This is a genomic window from Pedobacter psychrophilus (genome assembly GCF_001652725.1).
Lineage (GTDB): Bacteria > Bacteroidota > Bacteroidia > Sphingobacteriales > Sphingobacteriaceae > Pseudopedobacter > Pseudopedobacter psychrophilus.
Map to the genome: position 1 here is coordinate 292,858 of NZ_LWHJ01000028.1, position 24,957 is coordinate 317,814.

General features: G+C 31.9%; 28 protein-coding genes. 15 read left to right on the forward strand and 13 right to left on the reverse strand.

The genetic code is table 11. The annotated features are described in order from the left end of the window. Window positions 1-28: 28 nt before the first annotated feature. Both gmk and A5893_RS11885 read right to left on the reverse strand, forming a co-directional pair. Window positions 29-595, reverse strand: a complete 567-nt coding sequence (gmk, locus tag A5893_RS11880) for a guanylate kinase (protein WP_068822789.1) — start codon at window positions 593-595, stop codon at window positions 29-31. Window positions 596-667: 72 nt separating this feature from the next. Then, entirely contained in the window at window positions 668-1,543 is an 876-nt protein-coding gene (locus A5893_RS11885) for a YicC/YloC family endoribonuclease (RefSeq protein WP_232456855.1), read from the reverse strand. A gap of 190 nt (window positions 1,544-1,733) precedes the next feature. Between A5893_RS11885 and A5893_RS11890 the strand changes: the two genes are divergently transcribed. From A5893_RS11890 to A5893_RS11905, 4 genes are all read left to right on the forward strand, one after another. Further along, window positions 1,734-2,435 (forward strand): hypothetical protein, encoded by a 702-nt coding sequence (locus A5893_RS11890; protein ID WP_068822790.1) that lies wholly within the window; start codon window positions 1,734-1,736, stop codon window positions 2,433-2,435. 144 nt (window positions 2,436-2,579) lie between these two features. Further along, entirely contained in the window at window positions 2,580-3,278 is a 699-nt protein-coding gene (locus tag A5893_RS11895) for a DUF421 domain-containing protein (RefSeq protein WP_068822791.1), read from the forward strand. Window positions 3,279-3,287: 9 nt separating this feature from the next. After that, window positions 3,288-3,932: a uracil phosphoribosyltransferase gene (upp, locus tag A5893_RS11900; protein ID WP_068822792.1), complete on the forward strand. Its 645-nt coding sequence runs from the start codon at window positions 3,288-3,290 to the stop codon at window positions 3,930-3,932. Between the two features lie 3 nt (window positions 3,933-3,935). After that, window positions 3,936-4,412, forward strand: coding sequence for a hypothetical protein (locus A5893_RS11905; protein ID WP_068822793.1), 477 nt, complete (start codon window positions 3,936-3,938; stop codon window positions 4,410-4,412). 9 nt (window positions 4,413-4,421) lie between these two features. Here A5893_RS11905 and A5893_RS11910 read toward each other — a convergent pair whose 3' ends face one another. The 5 genes from A5893_RS11910 to A5893_RS11930 form a co-directional block, all read right to left on the reverse strand. Further along, the gene (locus tag A5893_RS11910; protein ID WP_068822794.1) at window positions 4,422-4,880 is read right to left on the reverse strand and encodes a DUF4112 domain-containing protein; all 459 of its coding nucleotides are present in this window, start codon (window positions 4,878-4,880) and stop codon (window positions 4,422-4,424) included. Between the two features lie 61 nt (window positions 4,881-4,941). Beyond that, on the reverse strand, window positions 4,942-5,670 hold the full coding sequence (pgl, locus tag A5893_RS11915) for a 6-phosphogluconolactonase (protein ID WP_068822795.1): 729 nt from the start codon (window positions 5,668-5,670) through the stop codon (window positions 4,942-4,944). Between the two features lie 35 nt (window positions 5,671-5,705). Further along, window positions 5,706-7,226, reverse strand: coding sequence for a glucose-6-phosphate dehydrogenase (gene zwf, locus A5893_RS11920; RefSeq protein ID WP_068822796.1), 1,521 nt, complete (start codon window positions 7,224-7,226; stop codon window positions 5,706-5,708). Between the two features lie 18 nt (window positions 7,227-7,244). Then, a complete protein-coding gene (gene gndA, locus A5893_RS11925) occupies window positions 7,245-8,663 on the reverse strand; it encodes an NADP-dependent phosphogluconate dehydrogenase (protein ID WP_068822797.1) in 1,419 nt (472 codons plus the stop codon). Window positions 8,664-8,675: 12 nt separating this feature from the next. Next, window positions 8,676-9,413, reverse strand: coding sequence for an ROK family protein (locus A5893_RS11930; RefSeq protein ID WP_068822798.1), 738 nt, complete (start codon window positions 9,411-9,413; stop codon window positions 8,676-8,678). 63 nt (window positions 9,414-9,476) lie between these two features. Between A5893_RS11930 and A5893_RS11935 the strand changes: the two genes are divergently transcribed. Together A5893_RS11935 and A5893_RS11940 are read left to right on the forward strand one after the other, a co-directional pair. Beyond that, window positions 9,477-10,475: a hypothetical protein gene (locus tag A5893_RS11935; protein ID WP_068822799.1), complete on the forward strand. Its 999-nt coding sequence runs from the start codon at window positions 9,477-9,479 to the stop codon at window positions 10,473-10,475. Beyond that, window positions 10,465-10,950: a nucleoside-triphosphatase gene (locus A5893_RS11940; protein ID WP_068822800.1), complete on the forward strand. Its 486-nt coding sequence runs from the start codon at window positions 10,465-10,467 to the stop codon at window positions 10,948-10,950. Before A5893_RS11935 ends, A5893_RS11940 begins: the two co-directional genes overlap by 11 nt. 79 nt (window positions 10,951-11,029) lie before the next feature. Here A5893_RS11940 and metK read toward each other — a convergent pair whose 3' ends face one another. Next, a complete protein-coding gene (gene metK, locus A5893_RS11945; protein WP_068822801.1) occupies window positions 11,030-12,283 on the reverse strand; it encodes a methionine adenosyltransferase in 1,254 nt (417 codons plus the stop codon). Between the two features lie 201 nt (window positions 12,284-12,484). Here metK and A5893_RS11950 point away from each other — a divergent pair, with 201 nt between their 5' ends. The 8 genes from A5893_RS11950 to A5893_RS11990 all read left to right on the forward strand — a co-directional run bounded on the left by A5893_RS11950 (window position 12,485) and on the right by A5893_RS11990 (window position 19,854). Then, window positions 12,485-13,357, forward strand: coding sequence for a diacylglycerol/lipid kinase family protein (locus A5893_RS11950; RefSeq protein ID WP_068822802.1), 873 nt, complete (start codon window positions 12,485-12,487; stop codon window positions 13,355-13,357). A gap of 12 nt (window positions 13,358-13,369) precedes the next feature. Further along, window positions 13,370-13,729: a translation initiation factor gene (locus A5893_RS11955; protein WP_068822803.1), complete on the forward strand. Its 360-nt coding sequence runs from the start codon at window positions 13,370-13,372 to the stop codon at window positions 13,727-13,729. A gap of 370 nt (window positions 13,730-14,099) precedes the next feature. Next, window positions 14,100-14,924, forward strand: coding sequence for a MotA/TolQ/ExbB proton channel family protein (locus tag A5893_RS11960; RefSeq protein WP_068822804.1), 825 nt, complete (start codon window positions 14,100-14,102; stop codon window positions 14,922-14,924). Between the two features lie 75 nt (window positions 14,925-14,999). Then, a complete protein-coding gene (locus A5893_RS11965; protein WP_068822805.1) occupies window positions 15,000-15,611 on the forward strand; it encodes an ExbD/TolR family protein in 612 nt (203 codons plus the stop codon). A gap of 11 nt (window positions 15,612-15,622) precedes the next feature. Next, a complete protein-coding gene (locus A5893_RS11970) occupies window positions 15,623-16,168 on the forward strand; it encodes an ExbD/TolR family protein (protein WP_068822806.1) in 546 nt (181 codons plus the stop codon). Between the two features lie 36 nt (window positions 16,169-16,204). Then, window positions 16,205-17,026 (forward strand): energy transducer TonB, encoded by an 822-nt coding sequence (locus tag A5893_RS11975; RefSeq protein WP_068822807.1) that lies wholly within the window; start codon window positions 16,205-16,207, stop codon window positions 17,024-17,026. Between the two features lie 238 nt (window positions 17,027-17,264). Continuing rightward, window positions 17,265-18,158 (forward strand): PstS family phosphate ABC transporter substrate-binding protein, encoded by an 894-nt coding sequence (locus A5893_RS11985; protein WP_068822809.1) that lies wholly within the window; start codon window positions 17,265-17,267, stop codon window positions 18,156-18,158. Between the two features lie 22 nt (window positions 18,159-18,180). Then, complete coding sequence (locus tag A5893_RS11990; protein WP_068822810.1) at window positions 18,181-19,854, forward strand: tetratricopeptide repeat protein; 1,674 nt, start codon at window positions 18,181-18,183, stop codon at window positions 19,852-19,854. A 53-nt stretch (window positions 19,855-19,907) separates the two neighbouring features. On the opposite strand, the gene A5893_RS11995 is transcribed toward A5893_RS11990, so the two are convergent. From A5893_RS11995 to A5893_RS12015, 5 genes are all read right to left on the reverse strand, one after another. Beyond that, a complete protein-coding gene (locus A5893_RS11995) occupies window positions 19,908-20,234 on the reverse strand; it encodes a nucleotide pyrophosphohydrolase (RefSeq protein WP_068822811.1) in 327 nt (108 codons plus the stop codon). A 1-nt stretch (window position 20,235) separates the two neighbouring features. Continuing rightward, window positions 20,236-20,688, reverse strand: coding sequence for a D-aminoacyl-tRNA deacylase (gene dtd, locus A5893_RS12000; protein ID WP_068822812.1), 453 nt, complete (start codon window positions 20,686-20,688; stop codon window positions 20,236-20,238). A gap of 89 nt (window positions 20,689-20,777) precedes the next feature. Beyond that, on the reverse strand, window positions 20,778-22,328 hold the full coding sequence (locus A5893_RS12005) for an Rne/Rng family ribonuclease (RefSeq protein WP_068822813.1): 1,551 nt from the start codon (window positions 22,326-22,328) through the stop codon (window positions 20,778-20,780). 252 nt (window positions 22,329-22,580) lie between these two features. Continuing rightward, complete coding sequence (locus A5893_RS12010) at window positions 22,581-23,429, reverse strand: tetratricopeptide repeat protein (protein ID WP_068822814.1); 849 nt, start codon at window positions 23,427-23,429, stop codon at window positions 22,581-22,583. 2 nt (window positions 23,430-23,431) lie between these two features. After that, complete coding sequence (locus tag A5893_RS12015; protein WP_068822866.1) at window positions 23,432-23,731, reverse strand: HU family DNA-binding protein; 300 nt, start codon at window positions 23,729-23,731, stop codon at window positions 23,432-23,434. 169 nt (window positions 23,732-23,900) lie between these two features. On the opposite strand from A5893_RS12015, the gene mutY reads away from it, so the two are divergent. Continuing rightward, a complete protein-coding gene (mutY, locus tag A5893_RS12020; RefSeq protein ID WP_068822815.1) occupies window positions 23,901-24,950 on the forward strand; it encodes an A/G-specific adenine glycosylase in 1,050 nt (349 codons plus the stop codon). Window positions 24,951-24,957: the final 7 nt, after the last annotated feature.

A 24,957-nucleotide genomic window follows, 5' to 3' on the forward strand; every position in this document is an offset into this window, starting at 1 on the left:
TAAAATAATGAAATTTTGGTCGTATTAGCTAGCGCATAAAGTTTAATAACAAATCTTCTGCCTCTTTGCATGCTAAATCAAGTTCATTATTTTTCAAAATCACATCAAATTTTGAAGCATAGGTTAGCTCTTTTTCTGCTTTATTAATTCTCTCTGTAACTTTCTGTTCAGTTTCTGTACCTCTATTTTTTAATCTATCAACTAAAACGGCCAAAGAAGGTGGCTGTACAAAAATAGCCAAAGCATTTTTCCCATATTTCTTTTTTAACCTTAATCCACCTTCAACATCCAAATCAAAAATCACGGTTTTTCCTTGATCCCAAATTCTTTGGATTTCACTATTTAAAGTTCCGTAAAATGTACCCGAGTAAACCTCTTCAAATTCTACAAATTCATGTTTAGCTACTTTGTGCAAAAACTCTTCTTTTGTAATAAAGTAATAATCTATTTTATGGCGCTCATCACCTCTAGAAGGGCGAGTAGTGGCAGAAATTGAAAACGCAATTTTATCAGGAAACGTTTTAAGAAGATGATGGACTATGGTGGTTTTTCCAGCACCGGAGGGAGCAGAAAATATTATAAGTTTACCTTTCATATTTTTAAGCTTAAAGCTTTAAGCTCAAAGCAGAAAGCGTTTAGCCTTATGCCTTTTGCCTTAAGCGTATTTTTAAAGTACGTTTAATAGTTGTTCTTTAATTTTCTCCAATTCCTCTTTCATCCCAACTACATAACGCTGAATATTGGCATCATTTGCTTTAGAGCCCATCGTATTAATTTCTCTACCAATTTCTTGGGATATAAAACCTAATTTTTTGCCGTTAGCATCTTTGTTTTTTAAGGTTTCGATAAAATAATCGCAATGGCTTTTTAAACGTACTTTTTCTTCGGTGATATCTAACTTATCTATGTAATAAATCAGCTCTTGCTCTAATCTATTTTGGTCAACCTTATCTTTTCCAACAACATCACTTAGCATAGTTGTCAACTTTTCTTTAATGGCCGGAATTCTGTTGGTTTCATTTTTTGCCACTAACTCCATTAAATCGAGAATGGTTTGCACCCTTTCTGTTAGGTCCTTTTCTAAAACAGCACCTTCATCTGCCCTAAATTTTTGAAAATTATCAACTGAAGCATAAAAAGCTTCTAATACCAATTTCCATTCCTCTTCAGAAACGGAAGATTCATCATATTTAATTACCTCTGGTAAATTAATAGCTGCGACAAACAATTTATCATCGCTTTGTCCTAAGTCTTGAGCGGCAGACTGTAATTCTTTGAAATAATATTTTAGTAGATCTTTATTGATGGTTGCCGCTTTAGAAGTATTATCAATGGTTTCTGCATTAATGCTTAGCATCACTTTCCCTCTTTCTAACAATTTGCTACACTCGTTTCTTAAAAAGAATTCTTTATCAGAAAAAGCTTTTGGCAGCTTTATATTTAGTTCTAGAAACTTGCTGTTTAGGGATTTTATTTCGACGGTATATTTGCCGTTAGGTAAGTTTTTGATACCGGTACCGTAACCAGTCATTGATTTAATCATTTGCAAAGATAAAATTAATAGGGGAATTAAATTATCCATTAATTGAAAATGGGCAATTGGAATTTTATGAAGGATTTAGTGAAAAATGAAAATGCTAAAAGCGTTAACTCAAAAACAGATAAACAAGAGAATGTTAAAAAACATTAAAAGTCCGGTCATTAAATAAAAATTGGGGATATTAGAATCGTTTATGATAAGGCTAACTTTTTTGATTTCAATTTTTCTGATTTTAGGTGTTACAACCTTTGCTCAAGACAAGATATTGTTAAAGGGTTTGGTTTTTGAAATCGGTAATAAAAGAATCAACAACGCTTCCATCTTTAATAAAAAATCTAAAGAAACTTCCTTTAGTGATGATTTTGGCAATTTTAGCATCAATGTTTCTATAGGAGATACTTTAGTGTTTACTAAAGACAATTATCAGGAACAAGAGAAAGTTATCCTACAAAAGCAAAACTTAATAATCTACTTAAAAAAAGCAATCACATTAAATGAAGTAGTTATAAAACAACAAACCAGAAAAGCCGAACAGAAAGAGATTTTAAATGGCTATAGAAGCAAAGGCGTTTATTATGGAGGTAAACCCCCGATTTTTGCATACATTTTTACACCGCTTACGGCATTACATGAATTATTAGGAAAAGATGCCGCTGATGCGAGAAGATTTGGAAGTTATATTTACAGAGAAAATGCGCAATCAGGAGTCGATACTCATTTTAATGTTTCTATTATAAAGGAAAGTATCCAAATTAAAGACGAAGAAATGGTGGAGTTTATGTATCTGTATAGGCCAAAACCAGAAGATGTGACCTATCGCAATCGTTATGATGATATGAATTATATTAAAAAATCTTATCAAGTTTATTTAAAGACCAAAAAAGATAGACTTTAATTATTTAAAGCCATCTTACCTCACAATTCTCTAAGAATCTTTTAATTTAGATTCCTTTAAGTTACGTTCAATAATCAATTTTCAAAAAAATAAAATAAATTTGTTTTGTAAGGCAAGTGGCTAAGCAATTGCTTGTAAAGTGCTATGAAAGAAATATTTGAACCCGCCCGTTTGTTTATGAACAACTTGCCTCCTAGCTTTATTTGGGAAGTATTATTTAGGTGCGTAGTTGTTTATTTATCATTAATAATTGTTCTTAAACTATCTGGAAGAAGAGGAATTAAGCAACTCTCAATTTTCGAAGTGGTTATCATTTTAACATTGGGTTCTGCAGCCGGCGATCCTTTATTTTATGAAGATGTTGGTTTATTACCTGCAATTTGCGTTTTCATATTCATTCTGGTACTATATCGTATTACTACCTACTCAATTTCAAAATCAAAAAGAATTGAGAAATTGTTGGAAGGAGAACCGGTTTATTTAATTGAAAACGGAGAATTTGCCATTGATAAGTTTAAAAAAGAATCCATGGCTTTTGATGAATTTTTTGCAGAATTAAGATTAAGGAATATTAGCCATTTGGGTCAGGTTGATTTAGCTATATTAGAAACCACAGGAGAAATAAGTGTTTTCTATCTGGATAATGATAAAATAAAATACGGACTTCCTATTTTGCCTCATCATTTTAACAATAAAGTTAATAAGCTAAATAAAAATGATATTTATGCCTGCAGATTTTGCGGTAACATTCAAAAACCCAAAGAAACTGTCGAAAATTGTACTTGTGATAAATGTGGTAGAGAAGATTGGGTAAAAGCGATCAATGACAAAAGAGTGAGCTAAATAGTTAAAATTATGTTTCTTCTAAATAAAACAAAAAGTATTGCGAATAATTTTTTGGCAGAATTGAGAGATATCGAAATTCAAAAAGACAGCATGCGTTTCAGAAGAAATATGGAACGTTTGGGAGAGATTTTCGCTTATGAAATCAGTAAAACTTTAAACTTTGAAAATGTGGAAACCCAAACTCCTTTGGGTTTTTCAAATGGTGATTATATAATAAACATGCCTATTTTAGCAACTATTTTAAGGGCAGGTTTACCATTACACCAAGGCTTGTTAAATGTTTTTGATAAGGCAGATTCTTGTTTTATAGCGGCTTATCGTAAAAGTAAAAAAGATGATGATTTTGATATACAAATGGATTATGTTTCTACACCAAATTTAGACGGAAAAATAGTTATTGTTTCTGATCCTATGTTGGCAACTGGCCAAAGTTTGGTGATGTGTTGTAAAGACTTACTATTCAAATATGATATTGAGACTTTGCACATTGTCTCTGTAATTGCTAGCCAAGAAGGTGTTGCCTTTATAAAAAGCAATTTGCCTAAAGCAAAATTATGGATTGGAGCTATCGATGAAGAAATGACTTCAAAATCTTATATAGTTCCAGGTTTAGGAGATGCCGGCGATTTAGCTTTTGGAAAGAAGGTTTAGTTAATGAATAAACCTAAAAACACCAGCAAAAGCACTTCTGGGTTATTAATTGGATTGATGTTTGGCTTTTTAGTTGGATTAGCCATGTTTAAGCAAACACCAAAATCTGAAAGAAGCGCTGCTTTTCCATATTTAATTGGTATAGGAATAATTTTATGTTCAATTGTAGGCTATAAAATTGGAGCATTAAATGATGATGAAACTTATCGTGATGAATGGCTGGGAATAAAAGACATTAAAACCATTCAATTTAATGATGCTAATGATTGGGTAATTCAAAGTATTTGGATGCAATATAATGGTTTAGAAAACAAATTAATAACTACAAATAAGGATGGGGAAATGATTAGTGTTTTTAATGAAATAATCGTCCGTAATCATGGCAACGCTACAAATATCCGAAGCGGAGCTAAAGCTCATCAAGAAACTAAAAATGATTTGATTGATGGTTTAAAAGCAAATTTCAAAAAACTTGTTTAATTAATTTTATTAAAAGGAGTTAAATAAATAAGCCGTGAAAGTCCAGGTTGCCCAAATAAAAGCAGCAATCATTAATAAAAAAATAATCAAACTAAAAATGATGATTCCTTTTGCGCTGCCGTTATGTTTCCCCTCTGCGTAATGCTCTTTTAAAAGTCTAACATTTTTATCATTTGCCTTAAAATAGAAATCGAAAACCCAACCAAGAAAAGGAATTGCTCCCAATATAAAATCTATGGCAACATTGCCCAACATTTTAACTATCAATTTATTGCTTGCGCCATGTTTGCGCATAGTATAAACCAAAAGAATAGAAACTAATGCGGTAGATGTATCGCCGGCAAACGGGATAAGATTTAAAATAGGATCTAAGCCAAACCTAAAATTTCCAATCTTGAATTGACTATCTAATAGTCTTGAAACTGTTTCAATTGTTCTTAATTTATTATCGGGCTTTATATTTGGCATAAATCCGATAATACAAAGATTGTTCCTTATTTAGAAACTAGAAAAAAGAGGAAAATAAAATTTAAGGTTTTTCTGTCAGTTTACTCACCGCAGCCTCATCAACAAACCATTGTAATTCCCCATTTTCGGGGTCAATTAATTGAGCTGGATATAAATCTACATTTTTCTCTCCTTCAAAAACTGCTTTAATAGCATCTGCCTTGCTTGCACCAAAAGTTAAGAAAACTACATTTTTAGAAGCATTGATTAAAGGAGCGGTAAAACTAATTCGATAAACCTGCTTATCTTCTAAATAAACTTCTTTTACATTTTCTTCATCTATCCAAACCAAAGAAGTATGGGGGAAAATTGAAGCGGTATGCGCATCATCGCCCAATCCTAAAAGCACAAAATCGAAACTGGGTTTATCATCAAAATATTGACAAATACAACGCCCATAATCTTGAGCTGCAGTTGCAGGATCTAAAGAGGTATCTACTTTATATATTTGTGAATCTTCAATATCTAAATGGTCAAACAAAGAAGTTTTTGCCATTAAATAATTGCTTTCGGGATCATCTTGAGGTACATAACGTTCATCGCCAAAAAAGAAGTCAACTTTTTTCCAATCTATTTTGCTTTTAAAATCGGCAGAAGCCAATAACTCATAGAATTTTTTTGGAGAGTTGCCGCCGGATAAGGCAACAGAAAATTTACCTTGTTTATTTATAAATTCGTTAGCGCAATTCACAAAATAATTGGCTAAAGAAGGAATAATTTCTTCTGGAGTTTTAAAAACGTTTGTTTTCATAAAATAGATTAAATAGAAATGATTATAAAACTAATTTATTTCTTATCCGCTTTTTTAATGGGCATTGTAAACCAATGAAAGCCATCTTTCGCAATTAAAGCTTCCGCAGTTTCTGGTCCCCAACTATCAGCAGAATAATTAGGGAAACTGATGCTTTTTTTAGATTCCCAACTTTCTAATACTGGCATAATTAAATCCCAAGCGGTTTCTACTTGATCGCCACGCATAAATAAAGTTTGATCTCCTTTCATAGCGTCTAATAGCAAAGTTTCGTAAGCTTCAGGTGTTTCATTCTCATAAGTTCCGTCATAATTGAAAACCATATCAACAGGATTTAAAGTCATATCCAATCCTGGTCTCTTTGCCTGAACTTGTAATCTGATACTCATTTCTGGCTGAATGCTGATGATAAGCCTATTTTGTTGCCAACTTTCGGAAGATTGATTAGGGAAAATTAAATGTGGAACATCTTTAAATTGGATGCTAATGATAGAAGCTTTTTGGTGCATTCTTTTACCTGTACGTACATAGAAAGGCACATTTTGCCATCTCCAGTTATCGATAAAGAATTTTAGGGCGGCAAAAGTTTCTGTATTAGATTCAGGATCAACTCCTTCTTCATCACGGTAACCTTCTACTTTTTCTCCTTTAACCCATCCTTCGCTGTATTGTCCACGTACCGTATTAAACCTGATTTCATCCGGACCAAATTGGCGCATAGCCCTTAAAACATCAACTTTTCTGTTTCTTATTTCTTCTGCATCAAAATTAACCGGAGGCTCCATCGCTACCAGGCATAAAACTTGTAAAATATGGTTTTGAACCATATCGCGTAAAGCACCAGAACCGTCATAATAGCCACCACGATCTTCAACGCCAATATCTTCAGTAACAGAAATTTGAACGTGTTCAATATAATTACGGTTCCAAATTGGTTCAAAAAGTGCATTGGCAAACCTAAAAGCCAACATATTTTGAACCGTTTCTTTTCCTAGATAATGATCTATACGATAAATTTGATTTTCTGCAAAAATACCTTTTAATAAAACATTCAATTCTTTTGCCGATTGTAAATCATGACCGAAAGGTTTTTCTATAACAATTCTGGTTCTGTCACAATCATCAGCTAATTTAACTTTAGCCAAATTGCTCGCAATAATTGGGAAAAAGTTGGGCGCCACTGCCAGATAATGAATAATGATTGGAGTCTCACTCCATTCTTTCTCGAAACCATCAATAAGGGAGCTCATTTTTTTGTAATCAGCCTCATTGTTTACATCACTTTTTAAATAAGTAATGTGTTTAGAAAAGTCTTCCCATTTATCTTTCTCGGCTTTGCCACTTCTAGAGAATTTATTTATGCCACCAAGCAATAATTTTTTAAAAGAATCATCATTATAATCCGTTCTTCCTAATCCAATAATCGCAAATTCTTTAGGCATATAACTATCTAAAAACAGATGGTATAATGCTGGTATTAGTTTTCTTTCTGCAAGATCACCAGTACCACCAAAAATCATGAAAATGGTGGGTTTTGATTTAATGTTAGCTTTCATTTAAATATTATTGAGTTTTTATGGTTGGGCGTTTATTTGCCATTGTGTATGGAAAACTCCTTCTTTATCAATACGCTCATAAGTATGTGCGCCAAAATAATCTCTTTGTGCTTGAATTAAATTAGAAGGCATTCTGCCAGTTTTTAAATTATCAAAATAGCTTAAAGCTGATGAAAACACCGTTGTCCCAATACCAGCTTTTACGCTTGCAATAATAATACTTCTTGCAGCATTTACTGTACTTTTAATTTGTTTTGACACTTTTTTGTCTAAAAGCAAATTATCTAAATCAGGTTTATTTTGGTAAGCCTCATAAATATCTTCTAAAAAAGCGGCCCTAATTATGCATCCGCCTCTCCAAATTTTAGCACAATCCGCCAAGTTTAAATCATAGTTCATTTCTTGTGATGCTTTTTGCATCAAATCCATTCCCTGCGCATATATTACTTTCATGGTAAAAGCAGCAGCATCTTCTAAATCTTTTAAAACTTCATTTTTATCAATATCAATATTGGTTGCATCGCTATAGATTTTATCAACAGCTAATCTCAACTCTTTTTCTTTAGATAAATCTCGCATGGCAACAGAGGCGTCAATACAAGTAGTAACTGCCTGTAAATCCATAGAAGCTTGAGAAGTCCATTTTCCAGTTCCTTTCGCTTTAGCCTCATCTTTTATATAATTCAGCAAAATATCCTTGTCGCCATCTTCCTTTAAAAAAAATATTTCTTGGGTAATCTCTAAAAGATAAGATTGTAATTTCCCGTTATTCCATTTTTTAAACTGATTTCCAATTTCTTCATCAGGCATATTTAAGCCAACTTTCATCAACTCATAAGCTTCAGCAATCATTTGCATTAAAGCATATTCTATCCCATTGTGGACCATTTTCACAAAATGACCAGAAGCGCCAGGGCCAATATAAGTGACGCAAGGTTCTTCGTTAACTTTTGCCGAAACCGCTTCAAGAATGGGTTTCATCACTTCATAAGCTTTTTTATCGCCACCAGGCATCATACTCGGACCAAATCTAGCGCCTTTTTCTCCTCCAGAAATACCCATTCCAAAAAAATGGATATTCTTTTTTTGAAGTTCTATAAATCTTTTATCGGTATCGTTATAATGTGAGTTTCCCCCATCAATAATCAAATCGCCTTCATTTAATAAAGGCAACAATTCTTCAATAACAGCATCAACAATTTTACCTGCTGGCACCAACATCATAATTGCCCTTGGCACTTTTAAGCTTTGCACAAATTCTTTAATATCGACAGTTCCTGTGGTATTTGTTCTAATTCCTTCTTTTTTTAAAAGCTCTATTTGTTGCGGGTTTTTATCATAACCTGTAACATTAAAGCCATTATCTGCCATATTTAACAATAAATTTCTTCCCATGGTGCCCAAACCAATCATCCCAAAGGCATAATTTTTCTTCATTTTTTTTGATTTTTATATCGGATTTACCGTTCTCACACAATAGCCATCTTCCTCCTTCCAAAGAAAAATTCCTCCTTTAATCCCGTCTCTATTTCCTACTAATTTTATATTATCATTTAAAGTGAAATTTATTTTTTTTGCGTTTCCGCCTCCCAAAAACAAACTATCGTAATTAATTACGGTGCTAAAAGTTTCTAAAACGGATTTAACTTTCTCATTCCAAACGTCAATTCCATCTTGATCTAATGCTTTATCCCCAATAAAATCATCATAATCACCTTTTTTTATGGGCAAATGTGCTAACTCAAGATGAGGCAATAATTTTCCATCCATAAATAAAGCGGTACCAAAACCAGTTCCTAAAGTGATTACCATTTCTAAGCCTACCCTGCTAATTACACCTAAGCCCTGCATATCAGCATCATTTACCAAGCGGACAGGTTTTTTAAATTTTGAAGCAATAGCTTGACTTAAATTGAAGTTTTTAAATGCTTCGTTATTAAGGTTTGGAGCCGTCTTAACTACTCCGTTTTTTATAAAACCGGGAAAGCCAACAGAAATTTTATCATAATGAGGAAATTCTTTAATTAAAGTCTCAATGGAATTAACCACATCTTCAGGAGTTGCATTTTTAGGTGTCGCAATTTTTTGATAATCAATCTCCATTTTACCTTCAATATTTAAAATGGTTGATTTGATGTGCGAACCGCCTATATCAATTGCTAAATACTTCTCTTCAATTTGTTTCATTTGGTTTTTTTAATTGGTTTAATTAAATGTTGATTATAAATCATATTGTATTTTTGTCGCTAGATGTTTAATGAGCGAAATATTTACCCCACTAAACTACAAAATATAGATAAACTTACCGCTTTATGGGCTTTGAGCGAATCTGGTTTGGGTGGTATTTTACACGCCTATAAATTACCATTTTCAGGATTTTTCTTAGCTGCTTTTGCAATCATCATTATCAGTTATATTGCTTATTTATCTGATAAACCTTTAAAAAGCATTATTAATGCCACAATTTTAGTTTTAATCGTAAAAGCTATTGCTAGCCCTCAAAGCCCGATAAACGCTTATATTGCAGTGGCATTTCAAGGATTTTTTGGCTCAGTTATTTTTAGCTTAATAAAAAATCGAAAAATTGCCGGATACTTAACGGCAATTATCTGCTTAATGGAAACCGCCATTCAAAAACTTTTAGTAGTATATATTTTATTTGGATCATCCCTATTTAATGGATTTAATAAATTTACAGAAAGCGTTTTAAAGGATTTTCATTTGGCATTTGTTTCTTCTACTAACGTTTTAATTATCATCTATTTATCCATATATTTTTTATGGGCTATCTATATTGGATACATTTCTAATCAAATCCCTAAAAATGTTTATGAAAGATATTTGCTGATTAGGAATGCAAACTTAGAAGGATTAGATTCTTCGCATTCAGTAAAAGAGAAAAATATATTTAAGATGAAGTATTTAGGCTTATTAATGTTTTTGGTTTTGATACTTTTTTTGGCGATTATGTTGAAATCAGATATGTTGTTAGCCTCTTTTTACAGAACATTATTGATTTTGGCTGCCTGGATTTTACTGAGTCCGATATTAAAATGGATACTTTTTAAATGGTTAGGCAAAACAAAAAATAGATATCAAATAGATATTTCCAATATCTTAGAACTTATTCCAAACCTTAAAAGTAATATTAAGCCGGCGCTTAGTTTGGCAAAAAACAATGTAAAAGGAATTGCTGTTTACAAAGAATTCATCTATAATTTAATCGCGATGAGCATTTATGAAAAATAAAGTCTTTTTATTTTCGGGGAGTGTTCAGTCTGGAAAAACATCAACATTATTAAACTGGATAAAAGGGGAAAATAATGTTTTTGGGATTTTAACTCCAGATGTAGATGAAATAAGAATGCTTTATAATATAGAACCAAATAAATATTATCCTTTTGAAACCAATATTAGAGAGAATAAAGAAATTGAAGTAATCGGTCGTTTTATTTTTTTAAAAAGTTCTTTTGAGAAAGCCATCGAGATTTTAAAGGCAGCAATCCCAAAAAAACCCGAATGGCTTATTATTGATGAGATTGGTAAACTCGAATTGAAAAATAAAGGCTTGGAGCCGTATTTGATTTCAATATTAAATGATTACCGTATTTATTCTCCAGACACAAAAATCATCATCGTTATAAGGGATTATTTATTAAAAGAAGCAATAGAAAAATATAGCTTTAGTGATGCAGAAATTGTGACGGCGAGTTATTTTAGATAAGTAACTTATTTATTAATTTTTTCAAAAAAAATCAGCATCATTAATATTGATGCTGATTATAAAATAGTATAAATCTTAATTAAAGCCCAAAAGCGTCTTTAACTTTATCTACAAAATCTAATTTTTCCCAAGTAAATAATTCTACTTCAACGGTTTTTTCTTCTCCGTTAGCCGCATAAAATTTCTTACTAACTACTTCATTTTTACGCCCCATGTGGCCATAAGCAGCAGTCTCAGAATAAATTGGGTTTCTTAATTTTAAACGTTGCTCTATAAAGTACGGGCGCATATCAAATACACTTTCTACTTTTTTAGCAATCTCGCCATCGGTTAAATTAACCTTTGCTGTTCCTTTAGTATCAACAAAAATACCGCAAGGTTCAGCAACACCAATAGCATAGGAAACCTGTACCAAAACTTCATCAGCAACACCTGCTGCTACTAAATTCTTAGCAATATGACGAGTTGCATAAGCTGCAGAACGGTCAACTTTAGAAGGATCTTTTCCAGAAAAAGCTCCACCACCGTGTGCGCCTTTGCCTCCATAAGTATCAACGATAATTTTTCTGCCAGTTAAGCCAGTATCACCATGCGGACCACCAATTACAAATTTACCAGTTGGATTAATGTGATAAGTAATTTGATCATTAAATAGTTTTTGAAGTTCTGGTTTTACTGAAGCTTTTACCCTTGGAATCAAAATACTAATGATGTCTTTTTTGATTTTAGCCAACATCGTAGCTTCTTCGTCAAAATCATCATGTTGGGTAGAAATCACAATGCTATCAATCCTTACAGGTTGATGATTATCATTATACTCAATAGTTACCTGAGATTTTGCGTCAGGTCTTAAATAGGTAATTTCTTTGTTTTCTCTCCTTAAAGCGGCAAGCTCAATTAATAATTTATGGGCCAAATCTAATGCTAATGGCATATAATTATCAGTTTCGTTAGATGCGTAACCAAACATCATTCCTTGGTCACCAGCGCCTTGCTCTTCTGGGTTGCTACGGTCTACACCTTGATTAATATCTTGAGATTGATCATGAATCGCAGATAAAATGCCACAAGAATTTGCTTCAAACATGTATTCAGCTTTGGTATAACCAATTTTTCTGATTACATCCCTAGCAATTTTTTGCACATCTAAATAGGTTTTAGATTTAACCTCACCGGCTAAAAACACTTGACCCGTAGTAACCAAAGTTTCACAGGCAACTTTAGCATCTTTATCAAAAGCTAAAAAATTATCAATTAAAGCATCAGAAATTTGATCTGCAACTTTGTCTGGGTGTCCTTCAGAAACCGATTCAGACGTAAATAAATAAGACATATTTAATTTTTTTAAATTGTTATTGATTTAGGAAAGTATAAAGATTGCAAACAAGGGGGCTTAACGCATAATGGTTTAGCATTTTTTTTACGTGGTTGCAATCATTTCAAATCATTCCACTTAATAATGATGTAAAGGTATAACAATTTTTATTTTATGAGAAAAATAGGATTACTTTGTGACTAATAAATTATTTACTTTTTGAAACAGAAAATCCTCTTCATCGTAAATCCTATTTCAGGGGGATTAAATAAAACCTTTTTCCCAAATTTAATTGATCATTATTTAAACTTAAAGATATTTGATGCTAAAATTGTCTATACAAATTATATTAATCATGCTAAAGAGTTAGCGAAAAGAGCAATTGATAATCAGTATGATATAGTAGTAGCTGTTGGTGGCGATGGAACTATAAATGAAGTTGCTGGAATTTTAGAATCTTCTGGCAAAACGATGGGAATTATTCCATGTGGATCGGGCAACGGGCTTGCAAGAACTTTAAAAATTCCTTTAAATCATGAGAAAGCAATCAAAAAAATCAACTTATTAAACACCATCGATATTGATGTTGGTTTAATTGATAATGAAAAATTTATCAATATGGCAGGTATGGGGTTTGATGCCCATATTAGTGCTCATTTCGCTAACAGCACAAATAGAGGATTTAAAAATTACATAAAATCTACCCTTTCAGAGATAAGCAGTTATAAGCCTCAAACTTATAATATTACAATTGAAGATAAGACAATTCAAAGACAGGCTTTTATGTTAAGTATAGCAAATTCATCTCAATATGGAAATAATGCACACATAGCACCAGCGGCTTCCTTGAATGATAATTTGTTAGATTTATGTATCATTAAACCATTCCCATTATTTATTTTTCCTGCATTGGCTTTTAGGATGTTTTTTAAAACCACGCATCAATCAAAATATATAGAGATTATAAAAGTTAATAATGCAGTTATCTCAAGGGAAACCGATGGCCCAATTCATTTAGATGGCGAACCATTGTTAAAAGGCAGGGATTTAAAAGTTAGTATAAAGCACCTTGCATTAAAGCTAATTGTTTAAAGTATAATAAATATGCACAGTAAAAAGAACGAAAAAAAGCTAAACAGTTTTGATGGGTTAGTTTATTCAACAAATCCAGACGCACAATTAAATTTGGATGAAGAAAATATGCAGGAAACATTAGTTCCAAAACTTCAAGATTTAAGGGTCCAATTGGATAAAAAACAAAGAGGTGGAAAAGCTGTAACCTTAATTACAGGATTTATAGGTGCCGATGATGATTTAAAGGATTTAGGAAAAATGCTTAAGACTAAATGTGGAGTTGGCGGAACTGTTAAAGATGGAGAAATATTAATACAAGGAGATTTCAGGCAAAAAATTATGGATCTTTTAATTATTGAAGGATTTAAAGTAAAAAGAATTGGAGGTTAATTAAAATAATATTGGTTTAACCAAATTTAAAAACACCTCTTAAAACAAAAAATCTTTTAAAAATTGATAAAGAAAGAGACAAAAAATTAAGAAGTATTTACTCAAACCATATTATTGTGACAAAAATAATTTTTTTTTAATTTGCTTTTTAAGTCGAAAATGGTTTTCATTGTAAAAGATTGCTTGTGCGAAGCAATCTTTTTTTATTTTAACGTTATTGTTAACTATAATTTAATATCTACTTATAATATTTGTCATTTATAAGAATTTTATAAATTTTGATATTAGAGGATAAATCATAAATTTGTTATTCGCATAAAAAAACTAATTAAACACATTAATCAAATTAAGAACTAAAAACTAAAAAACAATGGCAAACGCACCAAAACCTACCACGGCTAAGAAAGAGAACTCTAAAGGTTCTGGGATTTTCGCAGGATTAGCTATCATAATCTGCATTATTGTTGGGTGGGCTCTATTTTTACTTGTAATGGGTAATGGCTCTAATTTTGAAGGAGGCGACAACACAGGTCACCCACTTCCAGGAAATTATTTCGGAATGATATACAAAGGAGGCTATATCGTACCATTTTTAATGTCAATGCTTTTAATGGTAATTGTATTTTCTATTGAACGTTTCTTTGTTATTAGTAAAGCAGCCGGATCAGGTAATGTAGATTCATTTGTGAGAAAAGTACAAGGATTATTAACTTCTAGAAATGTTGACGGCGCTATTAGTGAGTGCGACAAACAAAAAGGTTCAGTTGCAGCAGTTATCAAATCTGGCTTGTTAAAATACAAGGAAGTAGAAACTGATAGTGTAATGGATACAGAACAAAAATGCTTAGCTATTCAAAAAGATATTGAAGAAGCAACAGCGCTAGAAATGCCAATGTTAGAACAAAATTTAACAATCATAGCTACTTTAGTGTCAGTTGGTACTTTAGGCGGATTATTAGGTACAGTAACAGGTATGATTAAAGCCTTCGCTGGTTTAGCTACTGCAGGTGCTCCAGATCAAGCACAATTAGCAAATGGTATTTCTGAAGCATTAATTAATACAGCTACGGGTATTTCTACCTCTTTATTGGCTGTAATTTCTTACAACTTTTTTACTTCTAAAATTGATAGTTTAACTTATTCAATTGATGAAGCTGGTTTCTCTATCGTTCAAACTTACGCTGCAACTCATTAATTTTATAGAGTTTAGCAAATAACCTTATATGTAATATATAAGGTTTTTAAAGTTCAATCGTTAAATAATAAAAAGATGCCAAAAGTAAAAATAAAAAGAAAAAGTACCTCAACGGATATGACGGCTATGTGTGACGTAGCTTTCTTACTGCTTACTTTCTTTATCTTAACGGCAACTGCTCGTCAGCCTGAGGCTTTAGCTGTAGAAATTCCTTCATCTACAGTAACCTTTAAGCTGCCAGATACAGATATATCTACACTTACAGTAGGTGAGGATAAAGTGTTTTTTGGAGTAGTGGGTCAAGACGTAAGAATAAATACTTTAGATCGTATAGGTAAACAATATAATATCACTTTTACAGATCAGGAAAAAAAACGCTTTGCTTTAATAGATAATTTCGGAGTTCCAATTGCCAGTTTAAAGCAGTTTATTGCAATGGATAATTCAGAAAGGATGAAATTAACTCAACCTGGTATTCCTTGTGATTCTGGAGAAAATAATCAATTAAAGCAATGGATTTTGCAAGCTAGGTATGCTAATAAAGAATTGCATAACGTTGAGTTAAGATTTTCTATTAAAGGTGATTCTAAAGAAGAATATCCAACTATTAGAAGGGTAATAGATATCCTTCAAGATCAAGAAATTAATAAATTTAGTTTGATAACTTCTTTAGAAGGAGTAAATTAATTTGAATAAAAATGGCAGAATTAGACACCTCCGGCGGGGACAAGAAAGGCGGGAAAGTAAGAAGTAAAAAGCAATCCACAAAGGTAGATTTAACTGCCATGGTAGATTTAGCCTTTTTATTGATTACCTTCTTTATGCTAACTACAACCTTAGCCAAACCTCAGGCAATGGACATGTTCATGCCTGATAAGAATGATAAGAACGAAGAGTTAGATGTTAAGGCTTCAAGAACAATGACCGTTCTTTTAGGATCAGACAATAAAATTGTTTGGTACATGGGCGTAATTGGTGATAATCCTCCAACAGTTGATAATTTCGGGAAGAACGGTATTCGTAAATCACTTGTTGAAAACAATAAACAGGTAATTGCAAATACAGGGAATCCAGAAAAAGGATTAATGGTTATCATTAAACCTACTGATAAATCTGTTTATAAAAACTTTGTTGATATTTTGGACGAAATTAAGATTGCAAATGTTCCATCATACGGTATAAACAATAAAGTAGAAAATGCAGAAATAGGTTTGATGAAAGATCAAGGAGCTTTTAAAGAATAATAACTCAATTAATATTACACCCTAATATAAAATATTATGTCAAAACTAGATATCCTAGACAAAAAGTGGATAGATATAATTTTTGCGGGTAGAAACCAAGAATACGGAGCTTATCAACTTCGTAAGGAAAATAATAAGAACACAAATAAAGCCATTATAATTGGTTGTGTATTATTTTCATTAGCAATTGCCTCACCATTAATTGCTAGATTTTTAAGTGGTTTTGTACCTGAAGATCCTTCTAAGAAGGAGAAATTAACAGAAGTGGTTTTGGCCTCTCCTCCTCCTATTGATGAGAAAGCACCACCACCACCTCCGCCAGTAGAGCCACCACCACCAAAAGTGGATCAGGTTAAATTTCCTCCACCGGTAGTTAAGCCAGATGAAGAGGTAATTGAAGAAGAACCTCCTACGATCAAGGAATTGGAAAAGGCAGATCCTGGTGCTAAAACTATTAAAGGTGATCCAAATGCAGAAATTGTAATTAATACACCCGTTGGTGAAGGGCCAATAAATCAGGAAAAAACGGAAGATACCAATGAAATCTTTCAAAATGTGGAAGTACTTCCATCTTTTCCTGGAGGCTTAGAGGCTTTTGGTAAGTATTTAGGGAAGAATTTAAGATATCCTCCTGTAGCAAGAGATGCTGGAATTCAGGGTCGGGTTTATTGTCAATTTGTGGTTGAGAAAAATGGTTCTTTAACCGATATTAAAGTAGTAAGGGGAATAGGAGGGGGAGCTGATGAAGAAGCGATAAGAGTTTTAAAAACTTCTCCAAAATGGACTCCAGGTATTCAAAATGGAAGGCCAGTACGTGTTTCTTACACTGTTCCAATTTTCTTCCAACTGCAAAATTAATTTGCTTTAATGGCATATCAAAAATTCAGAGATAGACAGAAATCGCCCACAAAGCGATTTCTGCTCATTTTAGGACTTATCATGTTTGCTGTTTACTTCTCAATTGGAATTTGTATTATCTTCTGGGATAAGTTTCCTTTACTGTATGGAGTGGACAAAATATGGAAGATATCCTTTGGCTTATTACTAATTGTATATTCATTTTTCAGATTTGTACGTTTAATAAAAAATCAACAACATGATTAAAAAAGGCTATTTAGCTTTTATAATGATATCTTTTCTTTTCAGTATCTTATCATGTAGGCAACAAACTATATCTGATAGTACTAATGAAATTACATATGGTAAAGCGATAATGGTAGCAGACGAATCTCTTTACCCTATCATTGATGATGAATATCAAATCTTTGCTGAGAACTATCAAAGAGCTAAAATCGACATAGTATATAAACCTTTAAACGATGCTTTAGAACTTTTTATTAACGATAGTATTAATGTGGCTATACTTCCTAGAAAACTTAGTGAAAAAGAGGCTAAGTATTATGAAGATAAAAAAATTATAATTAGATATACCAAATTTGCAATTGATGGCATCGCTTTGATTACTGGTAAATCAAACCAAGATTCTTTGATTACAATTGAGGAATTAAAAAGAGCTCTTTTAGGTACCTATAAACAAAATACATCAATTGTATTTGATAATCCAAAATCAAGTACTGTTGAATACTTAATGAAGCTTACTAACGTTAAAAGTTTTCCAAAGAATGTTTATGCTTTAAAATCTAATAAGGAAGTAATTAAGTATATAGTTAATAACCCTAATGCGATAGGAATTGTAAGTGTTGCTTGGATGAAAAGACCTACACCCGATGTTGCAGAGGAGGTAGAAAAATTAAAGTTTATTGCAGTTAAAGGCGATGGTAAAAATTACGAAAAGCCTACCCAAAGTAATTTAAAAGTTAATAATTACCCATTGATAAGAGATTTATACATTGTAAATTGTCAGGGCAAAGCAGGTTTAGGCACAGGTTTTGCATCTTTCGTTGCTAGTGAGTTAGGTCAAAGAATCATATTAAAGTCAGGATTGGCACCAGATTCTTTACCAAGTAGACAAATTAAAATTAGAAATTAAATTTTTTTTATATAATTGAACTATGAATATTATTAAGAAGATAACTATAGGAACCTTAAGCATGATGTTTATTGGTTCTATCACGATAGCACAAAGTTTAGAAGATGCTAGAAAAGCGGTTACTGCAGAGCAATATCAAAAAGCGAAATCATTATTTGCAAACCTTATTAAAAATCAGGGAACACCAGAAAACTATTTTTACTATGGTGATTTGTATTTAAGATTAAATATGCCAGATTCTGCAAAAGCAGTTTTTCAAAAAGGAATTGCAGCTGATGATAAAAGTAAGTTTACGCTCAATTATGTTGGATTAGGTACTGTTGATTTATTCAATAAAAATGCGGCAGCAGCTCAAGCTAATTTTTCTAAAGCAACCGAAGAAATGAGGAAGAAGGATTACTTAGAATATGTTTATATAGGTGAAGCATATACTTATGAGCCATCTAGAGATTTACCAAAAGCTTTTGAATGGTTTGAAAAAGCCAAAGAAAATGGTGAAAAGGATCCAGAATTACACATTGCAATGGGAAATGCCTACAAGGCAGAAAAGAAAAATAGTGAAGCGGTTGCTGAATATCAAAGAGCAATGACTTTAAAAGATAATTTACCTAGTGTAGAAGTAAATATTGGTGAAATATGGACTCAAGCTTTTAATTTTGAATTGTCTGAAAGTACATTGAAAGGTGTAATTAGTAAAGACGCTAATTTTGGTCCTGCCTACAGAGCTTTGGCAGAAAATTATTACCGTTGGGCTTCTGCATTTCCTGCTAAAAAAGCGGAATTATTGCCTAAAGCAAAAGATGCCTACTCAAAATATTTAGATTTAACAGATAGATCAGCAGATTCACAATATAGATATTTGATTTTCTTATTCAATGCAGGAGATTTTGCTGGACTTGAAAAAAGTGCAAATGATTTTATCAGCTCTCCAGCATATAACAAAGATTATATTTTAGCTAAGAGGTTTAAAGGGTATGCTGCTGTAGAAAACAATAACAGTCAAGTAGGATTAGATGCTTTAAATTCTTTTGTTAAAGAAATTGAACCAAGTAGAGTAATTGCTGATGATTATTTAAAAATTGGTAAAGCTTATGGTACTTTAAAACAAGATTCTTTAGCGATTCTAAATTATATCCAAGCTTCTAAATTAGATACTGCTAATACAGAAGTTTTAGGAACTATAGCATCTACTTATTTTTCAAGTAAAAAATATATTAAAGCTGCAGAATACTATAATAGGCTAACTAAATTACCAAAAGCAACTTTAAAGGACTGGTTTTATTTAGGATATTCTAATTACTTCTCTTACGCTGCGATGGTTAGAGAAAACTCTAAAGATGAGGTAGGAATGAAGCAAACTTTATTAGATGCAGATAGTGCATTTAATTATGTTGCTGTTACTGCTAATAATATTGATGCTTATTTATATTTAGCAAGGGTTGAGTATTATTTAAATCCTGTAAATGAAAACGATAAAGTTAAAGCAGCTTATGATAAGTTAGTTGAACTTACATTAGCTAAAACAGAACAGACAGCAGCTGATAAAAGAAATTTAGTGGAATCTTATTCCTCTATAGGCGCTTATTATATTAAATCTGATAAGCAAAAGTCTATGGAAAACTTTAATAAAGCTTTAGCATTAGATCCAAACAACCAACAAGTTAAGGATGCAATAGCGGCTTTAAAAGCAGGTTAATTATTATATTAATCAGCAACAAAAAAGGAGTTGAATTTCAACTCCTTTTTTTATTATTTTAGTTTTGGATTATTTTTATGTCTATCGATGTCTCGAATGGACTTTTTTTCGAGATTTTTATTTAATGCATCAGTTAAATCTATTCCGGTTTGATTAGCCAAACAAATCAAAACAAACAGAACATCAGCCATTTCATCCGGTAAATTTATAGCCTCATCTGTCTTTTTGAAAGATTGTTCTCCATATTTCCTGGCCATAATTCTGGCAACCTCGCCAACTTCTTCCATCAAAATGGCTGTATTGGTCAATTCATTAAAGTAACGAACACCTGTTGTATTAATCCATTGATCCACCAGTCCTTGAGCTTCTTTTAAAGTCATTTTATTCTTTGTTTTTTGTATCTATAATTATGGTTACTGGTCCATCGTTTATTAAACTTATTTGCATATCAGCACCAAAAACACCTTTAGATATTTTTTTTCCAAGTAAATTATTCATCTCCAAAATCATCTTTTTATAAATCGGAATGGCAATATCAGACTTAGCCGCATTAATAAAAGATGGACGGTTTCCTTTTTTAGTTTGTGCAAAAAGGGTAAACTGAGAAATTAAAAGAATGTTTCCATCAACATCAGATAAAGATTTATTCATTAAACCTTCATCATCAGAAAATACTCTCAAATTCACAATTTTTTGAGCGAGCCATTTTATGTCTTCTTCATTATCATCATTACAAATCCCCAGAAGAACTACAAATCCGATTTTTATTTCTCCAGTAATAACGTTATTTACTTTGCAATTTGCATTGATTGCTCTTTGTATAACAGCCCTCATAATTAGTTTAAGATATAAAAAACATTAAACAAAAAAGCATCAACCTTAATGATTGATGCTTCTAAAATTATATTGGCCAAAACCTGGAACTAAAGTTTAATTTCCTCGTCTTTAGCGCTTAAAAAGTGAAATTCTGTTAAATGATAGGATGGAACTTCCTTAACTTTTATCCACTGATTATATTTAAAAAACCATTTCATTTGTTGTGAAACAAATCCTTTTTTAATATAAGCAGCAATATATGGATGGACACATAATGTAATACCCTTTTCGGCTTGCTCGTTTAAAATATAATCTAAATTAGAGGCTATTTCATCATATAAAACAACACTTGCTTTAATCTCTCCAGTACCATCACAAGACGGGCACTTTTCATTGGTAACGATATTCATCTCAGGCCTTACTCTTTGACGAGTAATTTGTACTAATCCAAATTTAGATGGAGGTAAAATAGTATGTTTAGCCCTATCATAATTCATTTCAGACCTTAAATAGTCAAAAAGATCTTTTCTATTTGGCGCTTTATGCATATCTATAAAATCAACAACAACAATTCCGCCCATATCTCTTAGCCTTAATTGACGAGCAATTTCTTTTGCAGCCTCCTTATTAACCATGAAAGCATTCTCTTCTTGATTTTCTGGACTTGCAGTGCGGTTTCCGCTATTTACATCAATTACATGTAGAGCCTCTGTGTGTTCTACAACAAGGTAAGCGCCACCAGCAAGATTTACAGTTCTACCAAACGAGCCTTTAATCTGTTTTTCAATCCCGAAGTGCTCAAATATTGGTTCCTTACCTTTATAATGTTTAACGATTTTTTCAAGTTCAGGAGAGATTTCATGTACATAAGATTTTATCTCTTCGTAAATAGAATTATCATCAACATATATATTTGTAAACTCATCATTAAGAATATCCCTTAAAATGGTAGAAGCTCTACCCATTTCGCCTAATATTTTTTTGGATGGATCTGTAGTAGGAAGTTTTTTCATAAAACTTTCCCATTTAGAAATAAGGTCTAGTAAATCTTTTTGGATTTCTGCAACCCCTTTTTGTTCAGATACAGTTCTTATGATAACGCCAAAATTTGCAGGCTTTATACCCTCAACAATTTTTTTTAGACGAGTTCTTTCCGTATTACTTCTAATCTTTTTTGAGATAGATATTACATCTGAAAACGGCACTAAAACAACAAATCTACCAGCAATGGAAAGATCAGCACTTAATCTTGGGCCTTTTGTAGAAATTGGTTCTTTAGAAATTTGAACAGGTAAAAACTGACCTTTAGTTAAAATGGATGATATTTTACCAGATTTATCAATATCAGTTTCCTTTTCAAAATTATCTAATAAATGATTTTTATAGGCATTTCCACGGACTTGTTTAGTCAGTTTTTGCAAGGATTGTACTTGCGGGCCTAAATCTAAATAATGTAAGAAAGCATCTTTCTCATACCCAACATCAACAAAAGCAGCATTAAGTCCAGCCATGATTTTTTTAATCCTACCTAGATATATATCACCAACAGCATAACTGTTGTTAATTTGCTCTTTGTTAATTTCTACGAGTTGCTTGTCTTGCAGTAATGCAATCGTAACCCCACTTGGGGCCGAATTAATGATTAATTCTTTTACCACCAGCTAATTTTTAGAAAAAAGGCATATAAATTACCTTTTTATACAACAGAGGAAATATTAAAAAATAAGACATAACAGAAAAAGTATTTACTTTATTTAAAATAAATACTTCCTGTTATAAGCTATAAAGATGATAGCCTATTTTTTCTTATGTCTATTTTTTCTTAAACGCTTTTTACGTTTATGGGTGGCCATTTTATGTCTTTTTCTTTTTTTACCGCTTGGCATAATCTTAAAATTTTAATGTTTTATTTAATTATTTAATTCTTTTATTTTTCTGTCAACAAACTCCGTTAAGCTTGGGTCTGCAGCCAGTTCTTTACTTTTTTGATAAGCTAATATCGCTTCAGGTTTCATTCCTAAATTTTCATAGCTAGTACCAAGGTAAAACCATGCTTCTGGCGTAGCTTTAACATCTAATACTGTTTTAAAACGATCAACTGCTTTTTGGAATTGACCAGATTTCATTGAAAACATACCCAAATTCATGTTTGCTTTCAAATTTTTTGGCTCTTCTTTTACTACACCAAGTAGCAATTGAATTCCTTGCATAGGATTTTGTGTACCAGTTACATAAGCAACTCCTAAACCTGTTTGTGCATCCAAGCTTTTTGGATTAATCTCTAGCGCTTTATTGTAGGCCTCAATTGCTTTATTTAATAAACCTGCAGTAGCGGTTGTATCTTTAAAGTTTTGATAGCCGTCAGTAAATCTATCACCAGTAATTAACCAGTTATTATAATTAGACTCACTTTTTGCGATAGATTCGTAAGCAAAAGCTGCAGCAGCAGGCTGATTAACATCATCCCATTTTTGGGCTATTTGTTTCTGCAAATTTATCAATTCACTGCCTGATTCATTCAATGCACTAGTTTCTAACTTTTCTATATCCGAAACTAAACTAGCGCTAATCATTTCTTTAGAAATAGCAGAAACACTTTTATAGCTAATATCAGAAACATTTTCTGGTGTAGAAGTTGCGGTAGTTTGCATACCGCGATCTTCTTTTGGTTTAATTAATCCTTTAATATCTAAATTATATAAAATAACCATCAATAAACCTACTGATGCTATTAAAATATATTGTTTAGATTTTAACATAATTAAGCTTTGATAGAGGCTTTGTTTCCTGTTTTTACTTTATCTACAAAAACTTTTGCAGGTTTAAAACTTGGCACAAAGTGCTCTGGGATAATAATTGCTGTATTTTTTGAAATATTTCTAGCCGTTTTTTTAGCTCTCTTTTTAACTACAAAACTACCAAATCCTCTTACATAAACGTTTTCACCGCCTACCATTGCATTTTTTACAACTTTAAAAAACGCCTCTACAGTTTCCTGTACATCAACCTTCTCAATTCCGGTTTTTCCTGCAATTTCTGCAATAATTTCTGCCTTTGTCATTATATATTTTCCTTTAAAATTTACTTTGCGTAATGCACCTATTTGGGGTTGCAAAAGTATTGCTTTTAGTTGAATTTGGGAAATAAATAGCAAATTTATTTATTTCAACCCCTTACTATACAACCATTAAGCATTTTGAGGCTATCTTTGCTATTAAAATTTTACATTAATGAGCTTTTCTAATGTGCTAATTAGCTGGTATAGAAACAATAAAAGGGATTTACCATGGCGTAATACACAAGATTCATATTTAATTTGGCTTTCTGAAATTATACTTCAACAGACTAGAGTAGAACAGGGTTTGCCCTATTATTTAAGATTTTCTGAGAAATATCCTAATGTTGAGAGTTTCGCAAATGCTTCTGAAGATCAGATTTTAAGAATGTGGCAAGGGTTAGGCTACTATTCTAGAGGAAGAAATATGCTAAAAACAGCTAAGGTTATCCAAAGGGATTTTAATGGTATTTTTCCTCAGGCTTACGCCGATTTAATAACCTTAATAGGAATTGGAGAATATACAGCAGCAGCAATTTCTTCCTTTTCATCAAACGAAGCAAAAGCCGTAGTAGATGGTAATGTTTACAGGGTAATTTCCAGATATTTTGGAATCTCAACACCTATTAACTCAACGTTGGGTAAAAAGGAGTTTCAAGCTATAGCCGATGAATTGTTGGATACTAAAAATGCTGGTGAACATAACCAGGCGATGATTGAGTTTGGTGCTTTACAATGTAAACCTAAAAGCCCTAATTGTTCTATTTGTCCATTTCAAAGTTCTTGCTTTGCTTATCAACATCACAGAATTAACGATTTACCAATAAAACTAAAAAAGCTAAAAATTAGAGAACGTTACTTTAATTTTTTCCTGATTGATGACGGAGATGAAATCTTAATCAAAAGACGTGATAATACTGATATTTGGGCTGGCTTACATGACTTACCTGCAATAGAATTTCCTGAACGAACAGAATTAGAAGTTTTATTAAATCATCCTGATTTTACAAATTGGTTTAATGATAAAACTGTTATCCAAAAAAGCTCGAAAGAGATTAAGCATATATTAACACATCAAAGAATTTATGCCAGATTTGTACATTTAAATAATTATAATCCATCAATTATCGAAAAGAATGGTTGGTTAAAGATTAAAAAAACGCAAATTTCTGATTATGGAATGCCTAAATTAATTTCTGAGTATCTGAAAAATTTCCTAAATTGATTAAAAT

Bases quoted from the DNA above. Each gene is read 5' to 3' on its own strand.
- A5893_RS11885 (WP_232456855.1), bottom strand. From the start codon at position 1,543: ATGATTAAATCAATGACTGGTTACGGTACCGGTATCAAAAACTTACCT.
- A5893_RS11960 (WP_068822804.1), top strand. From the start codon at position 14,100: ATGGCAAACGCACCAAAACCTACCACGGCTAAGAAAGAGAACTCTAAA.
- A5893_RS11965 (WP_068822805.1), top strand. From the start codon at position 15,000: ATGCCAAAAGTAAAAATAAAAAGAAAAAGTACCTCAACGGATATGACG.
- metK (WP_068822801.1), bottom strand. From the start codon at position 12,283: ATGTCTTATTTATTTACGTCTGAATCGGTTTCTGAAGGACACCCAGAC.
- gmk (WP_068822789.1), bottom strand. From the start codon at position 595: ATGAAAGGTAAACTTATAATATTTTCTGCTCCCTCCGGTGCTGGAAAA.
- dtd (WP_068822812.1), bottom strand. From the start codon at position 20,688: ATGAGGGCTGTTATACAAAGAGCAATCAATGCAAATTGCAAAGTAAAT.
- gndA (WP_068822797.1), bottom strand. From the start codon at position 8,663: ATGAAGAAAAATTATGCCTTTGGGATGATTGGTTTGGGCACCATGGGA.
- A5893_RS12010 (WP_068822814.1), bottom strand. From the start codon at position 23,429: ATGTTAAAATCTAAACAATATATTTTAATAGCATCAGTAGGTTTATTG.
- A5893_RS11940 (WP_068822800.1), top strand. From the start codon at position 10,465: ATGAAAAATAAAGTCTTTTTATTTTCGGGGAGTGTTCAGTCTGGAAAA.
- A5893_RS11995 (WP_068822811.1), bottom strand. From the start codon at position 20,234: ATGACTTTAAAAGAAGCTCAAGGACTGGTGGATCAATGGATTAATACA.
- zwf (WP_068822796.1), bottom strand. From the start codon at position 7,226: ATGAAAGCTAACATTAAATCAAAACCCACCATTTTCATGATTTTTGGT.
- A5893_RS11955 (WP_068822803.1), top strand. From the start codon at position 13,370: ATGCACAGTAAAAAGAACGAAAAAAAGCTAAACAGTTTTGATGGGTTA.
- A5893_RS11930 (WP_068822798.1), bottom strand. From the start codon at position 9,413: ATGAAACAAATTGAAGAGAAGTATTTAGCAATTGATATAGGCGGTTCG.
- pgl (WP_068822795.1), bottom strand. From the start codon at position 5,670: ATGAAAACAAACGTTTTTAAAACTCCAGAAGAAATTATTCCTTCTTTA.
- A5893_RS11990 (WP_068822810.1), top strand. From the start codon at position 18,181: ATGAATATTATTAAGAAGATAACTATAGGAACCTTAAGCATGATGTTT.
- A5893_RS11905 (WP_068822793.1), top strand. From the start codon at position 3,936: ATGAATAAACCTAAAAACACCAGCAAAAGCACTTCTGGGTTATTAATT.
- mutY (WP_068822815.1), top strand. From the start codon at position 23,901: ATGAGCTTTTCTAATGTGCTAATTAGCTGGTATAGAAACAATAAAAGG.
- A5893_RS11895 (WP_068822791.1), top strand. From the start codon at position 2,580: ATGAAAGAAATATTTGAACCCGCCCGTTTGTTTATGAACAACTTGCCT.
- A5893_RS11890 (WP_068822790.1), top strand. From the start codon at position 1,734: ATGATAAGGCTAACTTTTTTGATTTCAATTTTTCTGATTTTAGGTGTT.
- A5893_RS11910 (WP_068822794.1), bottom strand. From the start codon at position 4,880: ATGCCAAATATAAAGCCCGATAATAAATTAAGAACAATTGAAACAGTT.
- A5893_RS12015 (WP_068822866.1), bottom strand. From the start codon at position 23,731: ATGACAAAGGCAGAAATTATTGCAGAAATTGCAGGAAAAACCGGAATT.
- A5893_RS11985 (WP_068822809.1), top strand. From the start codon at position 17,265: ATGATTAAAAAAGGCTATTTAGCTTTTATAATGATATCTTTTCTTTTC.
- A5893_RS11970 (WP_068822806.1), top strand. From the start codon at position 15,623: ATGGCAGAATTAGACACCTCCGGCGGGGACAAGAAAGGCGGGAAAGTA.
- A5893_RS11935 (WP_068822799.1), top strand. From the start codon at position 9,477: ATGTTTAATGAGCGAAATATTTACCCCACTAAACTACAAAATATAGAT.
- A5893_RS11975 (WP_068822807.1), top strand. From the start codon at position 16,205: ATGTCAAAACTAGATATCCTAGACAAAAAGTGGATAGATATAATTTTT.